The sequence below is a fragment of the Acinetobacter sp. GW821-FHT01C12 genome (assembly GCF_059422625.1).
In genome coordinates this window covers 1-18,383 of record NZ_JBWKXD010000005.1, presented here as the reverse complement: position 1 = coordinate 18,383, position 18,383 = coordinate 1, and the positions used below count along the sequence as shown (strand labels likewise).

At 37.6% G+C, this 18,383-nt stretch carries 13 protein-coding genes; 3 read left to right on the top strand and 10 right to left on the bottom strand.

Annotated features, from left to right (window positions below):
- Positions 1-29 precede the first annotated feature (29 nt).
- On the bottom strand, positions 30-1,172 hold the full coding sequence (locus tag AC07WY_RS13320) for an acyl-CoA dehydrogenase family protein (RefSeq protein WP_327857349.1): 1,143 nt from the start codon (positions 1,170-1,172) through the stop codon (positions 30-32).
- Positions 1,173-1,365: 193 nt separating this feature from the next.
- Positions 1,366-2,328: a protease SohB gene (gene sohB / locus AC07WY_RS13315; RefSeq protein WP_494736495.1), complete on the bottom strand. Its 963-nt coding sequence runs from the start codon at positions 2,326-2,328 to the stop codon at positions 1,366-1,368.
- A gap of 626 nt (positions 2,329-2,954) precedes the next feature.
- Between sohB and AC07WY_RS13310 the strand changes: the two genes are divergently transcribed.
- Positions 2,955-4,301, top strand: coding sequence for a dicarboxylate/amino acid:cation symporter (locus AC07WY_RS13310; protein ID WP_262086440.1), 1,347 nt, complete (start codon positions 2,955-2,957; stop codon positions 4,299-4,301).
- Positions 4,302-4,786: 485 nt separating this feature from the next.
- On the opposite strand, the gene pstB is transcribed toward AC07WY_RS13310, so the two are convergent.
- From pstB to AC07WY_RS13290, 4 genes are all read right to left on the bottom strand, one after another.
- Positions 4,787-5,698 (bottom strand): phosphate ABC transporter ATP-binding protein PstB, encoded by a 912-nt coding sequence (pstB, locus tag AC07WY_RS13305; RefSeq protein ID WP_004719228.1) that lies wholly within the window; start codon positions 5,696-5,698, stop codon positions 4,787-4,789.
- A gap of 17 nt (positions 5,699-5,715) precedes the next feature.
- Positions 5,716-7,110 carry a phosphate ABC transporter permease PstA gene (gene pstA / locus AC07WY_RS13300; protein ID WP_262086441.1) on the bottom strand — a complete coding sequence of 465 codons (1,395 nt, stop codon included), beginning with the start codon at positions 7,108-7,110 and terminating at the stop codon, positions 5,716-5,718.
- Positions 7,107-8,486 (bottom strand): phosphate ABC transporter permease subunit PstC, encoded by a 1,380-nt coding sequence (gene pstC, locus AC07WY_RS13295; protein WP_004822570.1) that lies wholly within the window; start codon positions 8,484-8,486, stop codon positions 7,107-7,109. Before pstC ends, pstA begins: the two co-directional genes overlap by 4 nt.
- A gap of 103 nt (positions 8,487-8,589) precedes the next feature.
- Positions 8,590-9,597, bottom strand: a complete 1,008-nt coding sequence (locus AC07WY_RS13290; protein WP_262086442.1) for a substrate-binding domain-containing protein — start codon at positions 9,595-9,597, stop codon at positions 8,590-8,592.
- Between the two features lie 858 nt (positions 9,598-10,455).
- Between AC07WY_RS13290 and AC07WY_RS13285 the strand changes: the two genes are divergently transcribed.
- Complete coding sequence (locus AC07WY_RS13285) at positions 10,456-11,508, top strand: Rieske 2Fe-2S domain-containing protein (RefSeq protein ID WP_270384199.1); 1,053 nt, start codon at positions 10,456-10,458, stop codon at positions 11,506-11,508.
- 200 nt (positions 11,509-11,708) lie between these two features.
- The gene (locus AC07WY_RS13280; protein WP_494736494.1) at positions 11,709-12,374 is read left to right on the top strand and encodes an O-methyltransferase; all 666 of its coding nucleotides are present in this window, start codon (positions 11,709-11,711) and stop codon (positions 12,372-12,374) included.
- 381 nt (positions 12,375-12,755) lie between these two features.
- Here AC07WY_RS13280 and AC07WY_RS13275 read toward each other — a convergent pair whose 3' ends face one another.
- The 4 genes from AC07WY_RS13275 to AC07WY_RS13260 all read right to left on the bottom strand — a co-directional run.
- Positions 12,756-13,598, bottom strand: coding sequence for a universal stress protein (locus AC07WY_RS13275; protein WP_234624312.1), 843 nt, complete (start codon positions 13,596-13,598; stop codon positions 12,756-12,758).
- 131 nt (positions 13,599-13,729) lie between these two features.
- Positions 13,730-14,347 (bottom strand): acyltransferase, encoded by a 618-nt coding sequence (locus tag AC07WY_RS13270; RefSeq protein ID WP_105713775.1) that lies wholly within the window; start codon positions 14,345-14,347, stop codon positions 13,730-13,732.
- Complete coding sequence (locus AC07WY_RS13265) at positions 14,340-14,936, bottom strand: IMPACT family protein (protein ID WP_494736493.1); 597 nt, start codon at positions 14,934-14,936, stop codon at positions 14,340-14,342. The genes AC07WY_RS13270 and AC07WY_RS13265 overlap by 8 nt, the downstream gene beginning before the upstream one ends.
- A 114-nt stretch (positions 14,937-15,050) precedes the next feature.
- Positions 15,051-18,383: BapA/Bap/LapF family large adhesin (locus AC07WY_RS13260; protein ID WP_494736492.1), on the bottom strand; the 3,333-nt coding region annotated here is incomplete at its 5' end.

Sequence of the window (18,383 nt, the reverse complement as noted above, 5' to 3'; positions counted from 1 at the left end):
CTTATATTTATATTAGTGTTACATATACACTATCGACCAATGATGCCACGTGCCACGATTTCTTTCATGATTTCATTTGTACCACCATAAATACGCTGAATACGTGCATCTACAAAGAAACGAGAAATTGGATATTCCGTCATATAGCCATAACCACCAAACAGTTGTAGCAAGCTGTCGATGATTTTCATCTGCATATCCGTACTAAAACTTTTTAAAGCTGCTGCTGTTTCAACATCCAATTTACTTTGTTTATACAAAGCTAGATTTTGGTTATAGAATGCTGCTGTTGCCAACTCATCAATTTTTGCTTGAGCCAAAACAAAACGAGTATTTTGGAAGCTGCCAATTTTCTGACCAAACGCTTGACGTTCCTGTACATACTGAGTAGTGATATCGATTGCACCACGAATTGCACCAAGTGCCGTTGCTGCAATTGCAGTACGTTCACGAGGTAACTCTTGCATCAAATAGGCAAAACCTTGCCCTGCACTACCTAACAATTGATTTGCTGGAACTTTAACATTATCAAAGAACAGTTCTGAGGTATCTTGAGAATGCAAACCAATTTTATCGAGGTTGGTGCCCTTTTTAAATCCATCTAGATGTGTATCAACCAATAAAAGTGACACACCTTTTGCACGCGCTTGTGGATCAGTTTTTGCTGCCAGTACCACTAAATCTGCATGCTGACCATTTGAAATAAACGTTTTAGAACCATTCAAAATATAATGGTCACCATTTAAAATCGCACTACTACGCATCCCTTGTAGGTCTGAACCCGCACCCGGTTCCGTCATCCCAATTGCGCCCACCACTTCACCTGACACCATTTTAGGTAACCAGTATTGCTTTTGTTCTTCGTCGGCAATATGCAAAATATAAGGAGCTGCAATTTCTGAATGGCATGAAATCGCGGTAGACAATGCACCATAGCCTGCACGTGCAGACTCTTCAACCAACATCAATGAATATTCAGTTGGAACGCCGTAACCACCATACGCTTCAGGTACATCAACACAAAGATAGCCATTTTCACCCAATAATGACCATACTGAACGTGGCATTAAACCTTCTTTTTCCCATTGCTCATAAAATGGAGCAACGTGTTCACTCATAAAACGTTTAAAGTTATCACGAAAAAGTTCTAAATCTGCATCATATGCCAACATGTCTTGTATTCCTTTCAATCTGAGTTTTTGATTTTATGATCCCTAGCATGCTAATCATTTTTTGCAGACTTGTCATGACCACATGAGGTCATTTTTTCTGAGCATTTTTGCGAATAAAGAAAAGACTTTTCTATAAAAAAGAGTAATCAGCTTTCGCCAATTACTCTTTAGGTTGTCAATGAACAATCAAAACTTAGAATTTATCATCTTTAAGCATCGGTAAAGAAGAATTTAGCTTGGTGATCTCACTCATCAATTTATTCACAACGGATGGAATTAAGGCATCTGCCATTTGTGCAGCTTGTAAACCTAACTTTTCGCCAAGTGTTGGCTTACGACGTGTTTGAATCACATATACGTCATGTTGTGGCAATAAGCTCAGCAAGTATTCATCTGAAGTTTGCAATTTATCCACTAAATTTAAATTGCGCGCATCTTCACCATACCAGTGTTCACCTGTTGCAACTTTTTCGACATTGAGTTGCGGGCGATATTTTTCAACAAAATGCTTAAATAATTGATGCGTTTGTTGTAACTCTTCTTCAAATTTTGCTTTACCTTCTGGGGTGTTTTCACCAAACATCGTCACAGTACGTTTAAACTGACCTGCGGTATATAGCTCAAAATCAACATGATGTTCTTTTAACAGTCGATTAAAATTAGGGACTTGCGCAACAACGCCAATCGAACCAACCACAGCAAATGGTGCAGAGACGATTTCACTTGCGATACACGCCATCATATAACCGCCACTCGCAGCCACTTTATCCACGCAAATCGTCAGATTAAAGCCTGCATCACGTAAACGAACCAATTGTGCAGCTGCAAGACCATAACCATGCACCATACCACCTGGGCTTTCTAAACGAACAATGACACGATCACGCCCTGCTTTTGCTGTCGCAAGAATTAATGTAATTTCTTCTCTTAAGTTTTCTACAGCTGAAGCCTGTACATCTCCTTTAAAATCTAAGACATAGATTTTTTGATTATTTTTTTTACGTACACGTGCTTCTTTTACAAACTGTTGAGTCAGTTGAAACAATTCCAATTTCGATGCAGTTGACTGAGCAATTCTTTTTCTTTGCTCATTAATTCGAGCATTTAAATGACTGATGCGAATTTCTGCGGGTACTTTGGGTAAATGAAATAACATAGAATTTATAATCTCGAATATCTAAGGAAATGCTTTTCTAATAAGATGCGGACGGATCAGTTAAATTTCAATACACTTTTTGAAAAATTCGACAAAACTCAATTCACTTCGACTTGATGCATGATCAAAAGATTTAGCTAGACTTTTAAAAACAACAATAACTAAATTTTAGTTATAGAATACATAGCTTTTTTTTATAGTTAAAAACGCATGAAAATTCGAGTAAAGATAAGCGTTTTGAATAAATTAAGATTTTATTAATAGTTTTTACATCTAAGTTAAGCTTTGCAGATTTCAGCATATTCAGCGACTTTATCTTGAAAATAACGCAAATGCCACTTGGTAGAACTTTTGCTGGCTTTTCTTATGACAAATTCACATAAAAAAACATAGACATGTTTATATCAAACAGAAAATACAAATAATCATATATCACACATTTTAAAAATTTATATTGGGTTATTTACCAGCTCTTTTTATCTAAATAACATATTTGTTATTTTGATTAAACTATTTAAAATCAACACGTTAAAAAGAATAATTACATTTTTTAAATTTATGAACATTATCGTGTCATTTCTTTAAAAAATGTTTAATTTTATCAACATCAAGGATAAGGATTGAGTATGGATATCTCCTCACACGATGAACACCTACCCCCTAAAAAACAAAAGTTTTATCAAATCCTCTATGTTCAGGTTATTTTTGCCATTGTACTTGGTATCCTTCTTGGACACTTTTGGCCAGATATTGGTGCAAGTTTAAAACCATTAGGTGATGCATTTATTAAACTGGTCAAAATGATTATTGCGCCTGTTATTTTCTTGACGGTTGTCACTGGAATATCAGGCATGAAACATATGGGAACTGTAGGACGAGTAACGGGTAAAGCAATGCTTTATTTCCTAACATTCTCTACACTCGCATTAATCGTCGGGATGATTGTTGCCAATATTATTAAACCAGGACAAGGTTTAAATATTGACCCTACATCATTGAAATCAGAGAAAGTTGTTGAGTACGCTGAAAAAGCACATGACGCTTCGATTGTCGACTTCTTGCTGAATATTCTTCCAACAACCATCGTTAGCCCATTAACAAGTGGTGACATTCTACAAGTTCTATTTGTTGCCGTATTATTTGGTTTATCCTTGGCTGCGGTAGGCGAAAAAGGTCAACCGATTGTAGACTTCTTAAATAACCTTACAGCACCCGTATTCCATTTAGTTGGAATGCTGATGAAATTTGCTCCGATTGGTGCTTTTGGTGCAATGGCATTTACAATTGGTAAGTATGGTATTGAAAGTATTGGAAATCTTTTACTTTTAATTATGACATTCTATATCACTGCCTTACTCTTTATTCTGGTTATTTTGGGTGCAGTAGCGCGCTATAATGGATTTAGAATTACAGATCTAATTCGCTATATCAAAGATGAATTATGGTTGGTTTTAGGGACCAGTTCATCTGAAGCTGCACTTCCATCATTGATGCGTAAAATGGAAAAAGCAGGCTGCGAAAAATCTGTGGTTGGCTTGGTTATTCCTACCGGTTATTCATTTAACCTCGATGGTACCAACATCTATATGACGATGGCAGCGCTCTTTATTGCACAAGCATGTAATATCGATTTGAGTATTCAAGACCAAATCTTATTATTGCTCGTTGCAATGCTGAGCTCTAAAGGTGCTGCTGGTGTTACAGGTGCCGGATTTATTACTTTAGCAGCCACATTGTCTGTTGTTCCAGCAGTTCCTGTTGCAGGTATGGCTTTAATTCTAGGTATTGACCGCTTTATGTCTGAGTGTCGTGCACTAACCAATTTAGTTGGTAATGCTTGTGCGACGATTGTTGTGGCGCGTTGGGACAATGCTTTAGATAAAGACAAACTGGCTGCTGCATTCGCTCATCCGAGTAAAGCACACTATGATGCTAAAGCAGTTGAACAACATCGTGAAGATCCAACCGATTAAAAACATCCGATAAGTAATATTTGTAATAAGAAGGAGCTTTTGAGCTCCTTTTTTTATATAAAGCAACTATGAATAGATCAAAAAATTAAAAATAACAACCAATTGCTATTCGCATATAAAATAAAGCACTAACTGAAAAATAGGTTTAATACACAAAGCTTAAAATGATGTATTTCTTAAAAGCATTTGTCTAATTTACCCATTCTCAATAGATTGGTTTTATTCAGACAATACCAAACTTAAACAAAAATACTTCATTCAAAAGACTTAACGAAAACAGTATTACTCCCCTATTTCAGTACTCATCAATAAATAGATTTAGACGATCCATTCATTATTTTAAAGCTTAAGTTTTTAATAGTTTTTGATCCACCATTCTCATCAATTTAATTCATTGCTTCAGACTCTTATATACTTTATCTATAAAAAAAGAGCCTTTCGGCCCTTTAATTTCACATCTAAACTTATCTTGATTAATATTCTACTTAACCGAAACGGCCGGTAATATAAGCTTCAGTCAATTGGTGATCTGGTTGAGTAAAGACTTTCTCTGTAGAGTTCACTTCGATTAAGTCACCTAAATGGAAGTATGCTGTACGATCAGAAACACGCGCTGCTTGTTGCATGGAGTGGGTTACAATTGCGATTGTATATTGCGTAGAAAGCTCAGAGATTAACTCCTCAACTTTTGCTGTAGCAATTGGATCAAGTGCAGAACAAGGTTCATCCATTAAAATCACTTCAGGGCTTACCGCAATCGTACGTGCAATACACAAACGTTGTTGCTGACCACCTGAAAGACCTGTACCTGGCTGACTTAAACGATCTTTTACTTCATCCCACAAACCTGCTTTACGCAAGCTATTTTCAACAATCTCTTCTAAATCATACTTATCTTTGGCTAAACCATGCAGTTTAGGCCCATAAGCAACATTATCAAAAATTGATTTAGGGAACGGGTTTGGTTTTTGAAATACCATTCCAACTTGAGCACGAAGCAGCACAACATCTAGATTTGGATCATAAATGTCTTGATTGTCTAAGCGTACTTTACCTGTTACACGGCAAGTATCAATCGTATCATTCATACGGTTCAAGGTACGTAGAAATGTTGATTTACCACAACCTGATGGTCCAATAAATGCAATCACTTCATTTTCATAAACTTGAAGATCAATACCCTTAATCGCTTCTGCGTCACCATAGTAAACATGTACATCTTCAGCACTAAGTTTCACAGTTGTATTTTTTTCTTTCTTCGGTGTCGAAGACTCAAACTGGGAGACAAAAGAAGTGCTTGCTTGCTTTTGCTTACTATCAGTCGATGTAAATTGAGATTGTTCAGAATTCACGGTTGTATCCTGTCTTAAGGAATTTTTAGTTTCTACAGTATTCATCTCTATTCTGCCCTCTTTTACCAGCGAACTTCAAATTTCTTACGTAACCAAATTGCAAAGCTGTTTAGACCGACCATAAGTGCCAATAACACAATGATGGCTGCAGCCGTACGCCCTTCAAAGAAGTTACGTAATTCATTACCTTGCCATAAGTAAACTTGAACAGGTAAAGCCGTAGATTGATCTAATGGAGATACTGGAATATTTGCAACGAAAGCGCTCATACCAATTAATAGTAATGGTGCGGTTTCACCCAATGCATGAGCAATACCAATAATCGCACCTGTCATAATCCCCGGTAGAGCCAAAGGCAATACATGGTGGAATACTGTTTGTAAACGAGAAGCACCAATACCTAACGCCGCTTGGCGAATTGATGGTGGTACTGCTTTCAATGAAGCACGTGTGGTAATAATTACTGTAGGCAAAGTCATTAAACTTAAGACCAAACCACCAACCAAAGGTGCTGATATAGGTAAATGCATCCAACCAATAAAGATGGCAGCACCCAACAGACCAAATACAATCGATGGAACTGCTGCAAGGTTATTGATATTGACTTCAATGATGTCAGTAATAAAGTTTTTCGGTGCAAACTCTTCTAGATAAATCGCACTTGCTACACCCAATGGAATAGAAATCGCGATCACAATTAACATCATGAACAATGAACCCATAAACGCACCAGCCAAACCTGCTGTTGCTGGTGAGCTGCGTGAATCTGGATTGGTGAACATTTGCGTGTTAAAAGTACGGTTAATAATCCCCTTCGCAGCCAAGTCATCAGAAAGTTGACGCACTTCTGGACTAAGTTGTTGCTGCTCATCAGGCAATGAACGATCGATATGACCAGCCAACCACACATCAATATTGGCATCAGCAAGGAAATTAAGTTCTACCGTTTTACCAATCAATGCTGGGTCTTTAAAGACCATATCACGGATACGATATGCTTCTGAACTGGTGTAAATACTTGAAAGATCATCACGACGACTTTCGAGTGCAGGGTCTTTTGCAATGATTGCATTTACAATCAATGCATCCCAATCGACCATACCCATTTTTGTTTGCCAGTCGACATAACGCTCTTGAAATACAGCAGGAGATTCGCCCACTTTTTGTGTTGGTTTTGGTCCAGCATCAATCATACTTGGATCAAAATACACAGGTACAGTCATACTTGCTTGCCAAAATGCTGGCAACCCTTTGTATAAGATACTTCCAAATAAAATTGCAACAAATGCCAAACCAATAATCACTGCTGAAAAACCAGCAAAACGGAAGGTCTTTTCTTTACGATGGCGTTTTGACAATGAGCTGGCGATTTTAGCTTTACGTTTTTCTCGCAACTCAGCGGCAGCTTGAGGATCAAATACATTTTGATCCACAGGAGATGTATTTGATGTACTCATTCGTATTGCTCACGATATTTACGCACGATATAAAGTGCGACAATGTTTAAACACAATGTAATGGTAAATAAAGTTAAACCCAGCGCAAACGCAACCAATGCCTGCGGACTTGCAAAGTCTGTGTCGCCTGTTAATTGTTTTACAATCGTTACAGTAACTGTTGAAACAGCTTCAAGTGGATTGATATGTAACAATGGACTATTACCAGCAGCAAGAACCACAATCATGGTTTCACCGACTGCACGAGATACTGCAAGTAAGAATGCACCCGTAATACCTGGTAAGGCAGCTGGAAGAACCACTTGACGAATGGTTTCAGATTTGGTCGCACCTAAACCTAAAGAACCATCACGTAGGGCACGTGGCACTTGAGTGATAATGTCATCTGACAAAGAAGATACGAATGGGATAATCATAATACCCATTGCAAAACCTGCGGTTAATGCACTGGTCGCATTAACTTCAACACCAATTGAATCACCAATAGATTTGAAGATTGGGCCAATCACCATCATGGCAAAAACACCATAAACAATGGTTGGAATACCTGCTAAAACTTCAATTGTCGGCTTTGCCCATGAACGGAATCGAGGTGAAGCATATTCAGCAAGATAAATTGCAATCATTAAACCCAGTGGAACAGCAACCAGTAGTGCAATACCACTGACCATGAGTGTTCCCCACAGTAATGGTAATAAACCATAACTTCCTTCAGCATTACCTGAAGTACTAAAGCCAGGATTCCACTCTGTACCAAAGAAGAAGTCGATTGGACTTACAAACTGGAAAAAGTGCATCGCTTCACTGAACATCGACATCACAATACCCACAGTCGTGAGAATCGCAACACCTGAACACAGAATCAAAACAACGTTAATAGTTTTTTCAACTTCGTTACGTGCGCGAAATTGTTGACTAATTCTTTTTCTTGCCCAAATCAATCCAAGGATCGCAGCACACGTTACCACAGCAAACTTTGCAAACGAGCCAATTCTTTCAAATTTTGAGAGTTGTTCTGCAGCTGCAACCTCATAAGCTGCTGGCGTATCTGTCACACCAAAGCCAGAGGCAATTGCTTTAATACGATCTACCAGTACATCTACCCCAGCTGTATCTAGCGATGAAGCAATATTTGCTGGAACATTTTTTAAAATTAGATGTTGTAAAACACTTGGTTCTACCAAGTTCCAAACGATCAAAATTAAAAAAGCTGGGATTCCACACCACAACGCCACCAAAGAGCCATAATAGCCAGGACGTGAATGTAAAATTGCAGTGTTATTTCCCTTACCTGCTAGGCTTCGGCTTTTTCGTAGCCCGATTTGATATGCGATAGCGATTAAAGCCAATAACACGCCAATGAGTAGCAGATTCATGTATTCTCCACCGTTTTTTCAATTTTAATGATTTGAAAAAACTCTACTTAGCAAGGAAAGCCGATGGTAGTCACCCACCATCAGCTCCATTATTGCGGTTTTATTATTTACCAGCTTTAAAACCAGCCAATACTTTTGCACGTTCAGCATCAGACAATGAAATCAAACCTGCTTTGTCTAGCTTAGAACCTTTACCAGATACTTTCTTGTTAAGGAAATATTCAGTATATTCTTTTAAGCCTTTGATTGACTGTAAATGCTCACCTTTCACATAGAAGTATAAAGGACGAGATACAGGGTAAGTACCATTTAGTACAGTTTGCTCAGAAGGAACAACGTTGTTCACTGTCGCAACACGTAATTTATCTTTGTTTTGATCATAAAAACCTAAACCAAATACACCTACCGCACTTGGAGATGTTTTTAAACGTGCTAGAGTTTCAGTATAATCACCTGCAATTTCAATTACTTTACCGTCTTTACGGAAGCTAGAACATGCTTTTTTCTGCGCGTCTTTGTCTAACTTTTTAAAGTAATCATAACTTTCACAACCCGCTTCAACCATTTTTTCTTGGAACACTTCACGTGTACCGTGGTTAGAAGCAGGAACAACTAAAGTAATTGGCTCATTTGGAAGAGACTTGTCAATTTGGTTCCAACGCGTATATGGGTTTGGTACCAATTTACCATTTGATGGTAATTCAGCAGCTAGGGCTGCAAATACGTGTTGTGGACGTAATTTATAAGCTGCTTTGCTTGCATTTGAAGCAAAAACGATACCGTCATAACCGATTTTTATTTCTTGGATTTTATTTACGCCAGCTTTTTTACATGCTGCAATTTCAGTATCTTTAATTTTACGTGAAGCATTTGCGATATCAATTGTGTTATCGCCTACACCTGAACAGAACTGTTTAAGACCAGCAGAACTACCGCCTGAGCCAACTACAGGTGCTTTAAATTGAGGGAAAGTATTACCAAATTCTTCAGCAACAATACTCGCATAAGGAAGTACAGTAGAAGAACCAGCGATTTGGATGGTATCACGAGCGTTTGCTGCTACTGCTGCCCCTGAAACTGCTAATGCAAGTGCGATGTGATTAATGCGCATTCTTTTCTCTCTTAAATAAACTGCTATTTTGAAGTACACCACTTCTTGTTGTGTCGTACTTTTCGGATAACTGCATTTTGATTTTAAAATATGACAAATAAGTTACAGCTTTATGACGCTTTTATGATATTTGATAATTCACATTTGATTTTATTAAAAATCTTTTAAATTCAATATGTAATCAACTGTGTTCTATTTTTTAAATTTGAGGATATTACAATTCAAATTGTAATATTTCATGTGTATGTCACAAAAGATGTATTAAGGTTTACCCATTTCAAGCGACACTATATGTCGTGATAGCCTTATTTTCTCATCTAAAAACCCTTAAAATAAATAAAAAAGAGCAATTTAAATGATCAGATTAAATCGTAAAGAATGGCATGAAACTTTTCTAAAAATGGTAGCCTCAGCCAGCATGATCACGTTTATTATCTATATGAGTTGTTGGATTATTTACTTTTTATTGGCACAAATTAGCCAATACAATCTGATCCAAAATATTGTCATTAGTTTTAGCTTCATCAGTTTATTTATATTAACCATGCAAACCTTACGTTCAATGTATCAGGTCTACTATTTGCCTTTAATGAATAGTTGCAGGTTAAATTATCAAAAAATTATTTTCTTTTGCAGCAGTTTCTCCATCGCACTTATTGTAGTCAGCTCATTTTTATTAAATTTTGGAAAAATGTTAAAAGATTATTACAACTAAGCAGATATAAATGATCGCCGCTGCGCATGCCTACTATGCAATCAAGTGTTCTATTTTTCTTAATCATTCCGCACAATAATTGAAATTTCAAAGAACACGGCATTGTTTTATATTCAAATGAGCACTCCCTAAAAGATTTGAATATGAATAGCAAAACGCTGAACAGCTTTAACCCAGACCTTCCCGTTCATATGAGCTTCTCCGAACATGATTGGCAGCTCTTAGCCCAATATTGGTATCCAATTGCATTAGCAAGAGACATTACTGAGCAGCCACTCGGAACCATGTTGCTGGATATGCCATTGGTCATTTATAAAATAGATACTGAAATCATTGTTGCCAAAGATGCCTGCCCACATCGCGGTGTTCCTTTAAGCATCGGAACAAATGATGGTCAAGGTATCGTTTGCCGTTATCATGGTTTACGCTTTGGTGAAAATGGCAAATGTAATCGTATCCCTGCGCACCCAAATCATAAAATTGCGGACCGTTTCCACCTAAAAACCTATGCTGCTGTTGAACGTTATGGATTAATCTGGTGTTCACTTTTAGCAAAAAAACAGGATATAGCCAATATTCCAAACATGCCGCATTGGGATGAGACCACGTACCAACAACTGGTTTGTCCTCAAGTCGATTTAAAATGCTTTGCTGGTCGACAATTGGAAGGCTTTATCGATGTTGCTCATTTTGCATGGGTACATCCAGAAACTTTTGGTGACCCAGAAAATACTGAAGTGCCTGATTACACCACGCAAGAAACAGACTATGGTTTTAGTGCTGATTATATCAGTAGTGTAGGTCGTTACCCAATTGGTCTAGATCAATTAGGACAAGCGGATTTTCAATGGTTACGCCATTTTGAAATTCATTTGCCTTTTACCGCAACATTAACCATTCATTTCCCCAATCAAGCGAAACAGGTCATTATGAATGCTGCCTCGCCCATGACAGCACGTAGTACTCGATTATTTGCCCCCATTTGTCGTAACTATGATCAAGATTTACCAATAGAAGATGCTTACGAATACAACCTTAAAATCTTTGAAGAAGACCGTTTGATTGTTGAGACTCAAAAACCAGAATATCTACCTTTAGATTTATCCATTGAGGCGCACTTCCCTGCTGACCGCAGTTCAAGTATGTATCGCCGTTTATTAAGAAAAATAGGATTTAGTCCATTATTCGCCGCATAAATCAGTTTCATCACCATGTTTTATAGAAGTTGATCAGGCTTCTTTAAAACAATAAAACCTGAATGTATCGCTCTATATATTTATAATATTTTCCAGTTGATTAAATTTAACTCAAAAGTTTCTATTAAAATTGCACTCTTCGATTAAAAGATTAAAATGCACATTACATAAATGAAGTGACTCCAATTAGGTGGTATAACATGCAACAAATGTGGTCAGACATCGATGCCTATATCGAATCACATTTAATTCCTGAAGATCCAATCCTCATACAAACATTAAAAAACACTGAGGATAAAGGATTTCCAGACCACCTTGCTGTTGCCGCAAATCAAGGCATGTTATTGCAAATGTTGATTCAAATGAACAAGTGCAAACGTGTTTTAGAATTAGGTACTTTTGCAGCGTATAGCACCATGTGGTTAGCCCGTGCGCTACCTGAAGATGGCTATATTTTAACGATTGAGGGTCGTGATACGCATGCTGCTTTAGGTCAAGAAAATATAGATCAGGCCAAGCTCAAACAAACTGTTGAATTAAAATGTGGTCGTGCAGCTGATATTTTAAAAGCGTTACCTGAAGCTACAGAACCTTTTGACTTTATTTTTGTCGATGCTGATAAACAAAGCTATCCTGAATATTTAGAATTAAGCTTAAACCTGTCGCATTCAGGTACAGTGATTGTTTTGGACAACGTGATTCGTGCTGGTGACATTCTTAACCCAGACAACATCAAACCAAGTATTGAAGGGATCCGTGACATGTATAAAGCCATGCAAAACCATCCTAAAATTCTGTCATGTACAGCTTTGCAAACTGTAGGTAGCAAAGGACATGATGGTTTTGCTATTGCAATTGTAAAATAAAGCATGCTTATTTAATTTTTAAAGCTGCTATTTAGATAGCAGTTTTTTTATAGCTAAAATTTTAATAAGTCCATCGTAGCTTCAATCATTCTCTTAGAGTTATCCCCTGAACTTGTTTGTAGAATTGTGGATAACTCAATAATGCTTTAATAAACCCATGAAAATAAAATACTTTTAATCGTCGATTAATTTTCAACCAGTTAAATTCATGGTTCATGAAAAAGTGCTTGCATTTCAAAATGCAATATTTTTATCAAATTTTTTAATCAAAAAAAATGCCACAAATCATATTATTTGTGGCATTTCATCTCTTCTGTTTGATCGGTCATTTGACTCAATGTCGATTGCTCAATCGCGTTGTCTTTTATCTTCAAATCAAACTTATTTTGCGACCAACAATGGAACTGCAGCATTTCTAAAAATAGTGGTGGTTACACTACCCAAAAAGAACTGATGAATTTTACTATGACTAAATGCACCTAAAACAATCAATTGAATTTGATGCTGATCTTGATAATCCAAAATATTTTCAGCAACATCACCATAACGGTACTCTACCACTACATCCAAACCCGCCTCTTTTAAACGTTGCGCAGGCTCATTGAGAATCTCAGGATGATCACCGACATAGAGTAAATGGCATTGCAAAAGTTTAAGCAAATCACTTTTTTCAACACGTTTTAGCATTTTTTGACATGTTTCTGAAAGCTCATAAGCAAAAATAAACCGTGTAGGTGGCTTAAATGTTTGCCCAACGGTTAATACCGTACTTTTGGTTCCACGAATAAAGTTTTCAACATTACTGCCCAGTATTTTATTCTTCTCAGCTGAACGCTCACCCACTCGACCGATGACAGCGATATCATCTTCAGTCAATTCATTGAAGCTTTGTTCGAGAAAATCACCTTTGGCTTGAATTTGAATCGGTGTGATATTGTATTTTTCTTGAATCATTTCAGAAATATGCTTGAGTAAATTATTACTGTAATCCAGTGCTAACTCACTTTGCTTTTGTTCAAGTTCAGCCAGCTCTTTAAGTAACATCGCATTACTTTCAAAGCCAATTACCCCACTAATTTCCCCTAAATGATAACTTGCAGGGTAATAATCCAATACTTGCAATAAAACCAGTTCACGACCAGTTTTTTGAGCAATCCATGCGGCTGCTTCTGCCAATGCATTGATGCACGGAGAAGAGTCAATACAAGCCACTACTCTGTTCATTTTAACCTCGCTTTAGCTTTACAGCTTTGGGTCTATATTATTGTTTTAAATTAGCATAAGTTTTTATAAGTTTGGACAACTTTATGTAATTAATCCCATAATTTAATTATGTATTTGTACAAACTGTGCGTTCATTCACGATAACGAATAAAACGCGCTGGGTTCCCTGCCACAATTTCTCGTTCAGCTACATTTTTAGTAACCATACTATTCATTCCAATCACCGCATGTGAAGCAATTTTTACACCATCTTTCACACCAACATGCGCGCCCAACCAAACATCCTGACCAATTTCAATGCCTTTGGAAGTCACAGCTTGTTGATAAACAGGAATACTCAAATCCATCCCATGATCAAAAGCATAAAGATGACAATAGGCGGCTATACGAACTTGATCATGTAATTTAATACCGACTTTGCCCCCATCCAAAATACAATGATGGTTGATCGCGACTTCATTACCAATCTCTAACGGTCCATGCAAGGTACAATCTGCCGCAATAAAAGTATTATCCCCAATGACAATTTTCCGACCAGGCTCAGCAAATATATGCGCTAATGGTGAAATAAAACAATTTTGACCTATTTCAACAGTTTCCATTGCCATCAAATACGCTTGATACTGCTGCTGCCACTGCTCCGCCCAAACTCGATTTTTCGGTTTAAGCGAATAATATAGCCACGGCATATAATTTAAGCGATGCTTATGTTGTTCGCGATATTTCAATAATGGGTCTTGCTCAATCATCAGCGTCTTCCAACAATTTAAGTTGCTCACGCCCGCGCGTTACATCTTGAATTTTTAACTTAAGTGGATCAATTTGATGTATTTGTAATAATGCCTCAACTTCAACCCCATTAGTAGTATATTGTTCTGTATATTCAATGCCTTGGGTATTTAATTCATACTGAAAAATTGACCATTCGCTAAATTGGCATTGAAAATAAATTTTCTTCTTTTCAATTAATTCTATTTTTTCAGCCAAAAGCAGACATTGCCCTGCACAACCACCATAGGCCCGAACTAAACCACCTGTACCCAACTTGATGCCACCATACCAACGATTGACCAATACAATTACATTGGTTAAATCATTGCCCTCAATGGTCGCAAGGATCGGGCGACCTGCTGTACCTGAAGGTTCACCATCGTCATTAAAACGAACATTATGACCTATTTTCCATGCCCAACATTGATGGGTTGTTGTTAGATCTAAATGTTTTTCCAGAAACATTTTAACTTGCTGTTCATTTTCAACAGGCGCTGCAATGGCTTGAAATCGACTCTTTTTAATATCTTCCTCAAAAATCGTTTCGGATACAAGTGTATAAACCATAATGAAAATAAAACATTCAAACTCAATATATTGCCATTATAACGTGCTTTTAAAATACATTGGGCAATAAAAAACCCTAAGCGAACTTAGGGTTTTTTCTATTCACTCACTAAATTACAGGACAAGCTGATGATTTTGAAGCAAGAGTTTCAAGATATCATCTTCAGTTTTGCCGTTAAATGCAGCACCTGATTGCGCCAAATTATCCAATTGGAGTAAATCAGTTTTGCCAGTGTACGTAGTACCTGCACCATCACGATCTAGGGTGAGTGTGACATTATTACCATCAACTCTAACACCAAGATAGTTTTTCAAATAGTTTGCCGATGCTGTTAAATCAGTTGTGATATTTGCACTGTTAAAACCAATGAGTAAATCAGAAATATCAATGATGTCTGCATTCGTATCAGTATTCACATTTCCAGAATGGAAGTCTGTCCAATGATCAACACCATTTCCACCACTTGCACTAGCACTTTCTAATACGTGATATACAAGCACATCTGAACCTCCATTACCCGTAAAGGTATCATTCAGTTCACCACTAATTAGCGTATTGCGTAGAGCATCACCAGTGGTTAGTGCATCAACTGTTACTGTAAGAGATGCTGTATGATCTTGACCAAAAACAGAGAGTTTATAATCGAATACTTCTTGGCGACCAATTACGCCCGTACTTGGTGTATAAACATAGCTTCCATCACTTTTCACGAACAGACTGCCATACTCACCTTGCACTGTCACACCATTATATCCAACCTCTACAAACTGACCATTCCCCGTATCAATACTAAATTTAGCATAAGATGGATTATAGGTATCGTCTGTCAACATGTTGCCAGTAATTGCAGCAGCAGTTACTGGGGCAATTTCATTATAATGAGTAATGTCTTGCGCTAAGCTCACTGTAGCATTAAATCCTAAACCTATATTACCTGATGCAGATGCCGTAATTGTATAGGTTCCTGGGCCTAAATTAGGTATGTCGACAGTTATTGAACTTCCAAGTGCGTTGAGAAGAGGCTTACCGGTTATCGTCCCAACTTCTGTACCATTTTGATCTTTGATTGTAAGAACAATCGTTGGCAATAGAGAAACTGAAAGTGGTGGGATATTTACTTTAACTACAACATGCGAAGAGTCTGTATTCGCTACATTAAATGTTGTTGGAACATAAGTACCACCACCACCACCTAATGTACCTGCCACTGCAAAACTAGCACCTTGATTTGCTTCACTTACTATTTGCACCACATTCGTTACAACACCAATAGCAACATGCTCTGCATTGTCTAGAATGATTGGAGCTGGAAGAGATACATCATTTTGTGGATTTGTATTATCCCAAATTACACCAGAGTTATCACCATCGATACGAATATTCAAATTCGCTGTTGCTTCACTCCCATTGAAGTCCCTAATCGTATAGGTGAATGTATCTACCTTACCAATATCCGCAGAATCACCATTACTTACATATTTATAATGTCCGTTTGGAGAAATATAAAGTGTTCCGTAAGCACCAACCACAACCGTGTTTGCACCAGATAATGTAACTGCAGGATCACCAACCTCATTGGCTACTTTAGTGACAAATGTTGTTGTATTTACTTCATCTGCACCATCCACACTTGAAATTACATTTCCTTCTATGGTACTTGAACCCAAATATTTATTGGTTTGGTCTTGCATGGTTAATTCAACACCGCCAAATAATTGAGCAGATAAGGTTGAATCCAACAGATTTAATATCTGCTGCAATAAACCACTATTGGTTGGATTCTCTTGCAGTGCGATGGTATATACACCTGATGGTAAATTATCTAGATTAATTTGGCCAGAATAAGTAAATACAGCACCTAATAGACCTGTTGCAGTCAATTTTACAGCATCTTGAACGATGAAATATTCTTTTTGCGCTACACCATTTTCATCTAGGTATTGACGTTCTAGGACTGCATTAAAGGACTTACCAGATGTCCCTAATAAAGTACCAACAATCCCTCCAAGCGCAGCATTAACAAAACTGCCGCCTACACTAACATTAACACTTGAAGTGCTATTTTCTTCAACTTCAAAATTAAATGGTACGGTATTACCTAAAGAGATATTTAGTCCGAGTAAATTTACGCCCAGCAATTGTGAAGCTCGACCTTGTACTCCAATATCATCACCCACGGATTCATGATAATTTTTAACAGTTGCAAGGTCGTCACGGGCAACAACTTGATCAACATAATCTGGCGGTGTTAATTCACCTGGATCAGCTGGTGTTCCTGCAATATTAATAATGATTTGAGCCGTATCAGATGTTGCTCCATTAGACAGTTTATAATCAAATATTTCAGTTTTTCCAACAGCCGATTCTCCTGCTGTCACAGTATAAGTAAAGACTCCAGTTAGTGTGTTAATTTCAAGACTTCCATACTCTCCTTGAATTGTAACACTACCTTGTGCAACAGACGCACCATCTATTTCAGTGATTGAACCACCACCAACTACATCTTGACCATTTCCATTATCATCAAAAACATTACCTGTCACTGCATAGTTCGCAAAAACCTCTTCAGTTCCAGTTACGCTAATATCAGTTTTTTCGTAAATCGTTAATAAGTTTGACAATAGAGGAGCAACAGCCGCGTCAACAATGTAATCAATTACGCTAATTGGCAATACATTTAATAGTTGGTTAACGACACTTGAAAGCGGTAAACCGAGTGTATTTACAGGAATTAAAATTGTATTGACTAAAGCGAGAACTGGAGCACCTAATGGGCCAAGTACTGCATTAATTGCTGCCCCGATAGCTGCCGCATTTGAAGCACCCAGAATTTCTCCTTCGCCACCAAGGTCAGTAATCGCAACGTCTTTGAGTAAAGTTGTTAGAGCACTATCATCAGCCTGAACTGCAACCGTATAATTACCCTCAGGTAAATTAGTGAAATCAAGCTTAATTGAGTCGTTACTATTCACGACACCAATGATTCCAATCCCCCCCACAGTGACAATACCACCTTGACTCGTACCACGTGCAACCTCCACTGGTCCATTGGCAGTTTGCTGATAAATAACAATCTGAACAGCCTCACCGACCGAAATCAGGTCTTGTTGTGAAACTGTGACAGAAATATTACCTGTCGCTCCCTTACCTGCACTTCCTGTCGTTTGTGGAATTGAGAAATCTAGACCAGTAGCATTATTCCCCAAGATATCAACAACTGCGATATCTGAACCTGCAACTTCTGTACGGTTTACTCGGACTTCCTGACCTAGATTTAATGCAAATTCATCATTTACAGCATTAAGTGGTGGAATAACAACCGAACCATTGGTCACTGAAGTTGGTGGAAGGGTTACTGCATCATTGCCCGCAATGTCTTGAATCGCATTCGGATCATTCGCTGCTGTTGGATCGGTATAACCTACTTGCACCGCTTGACCTAAGGT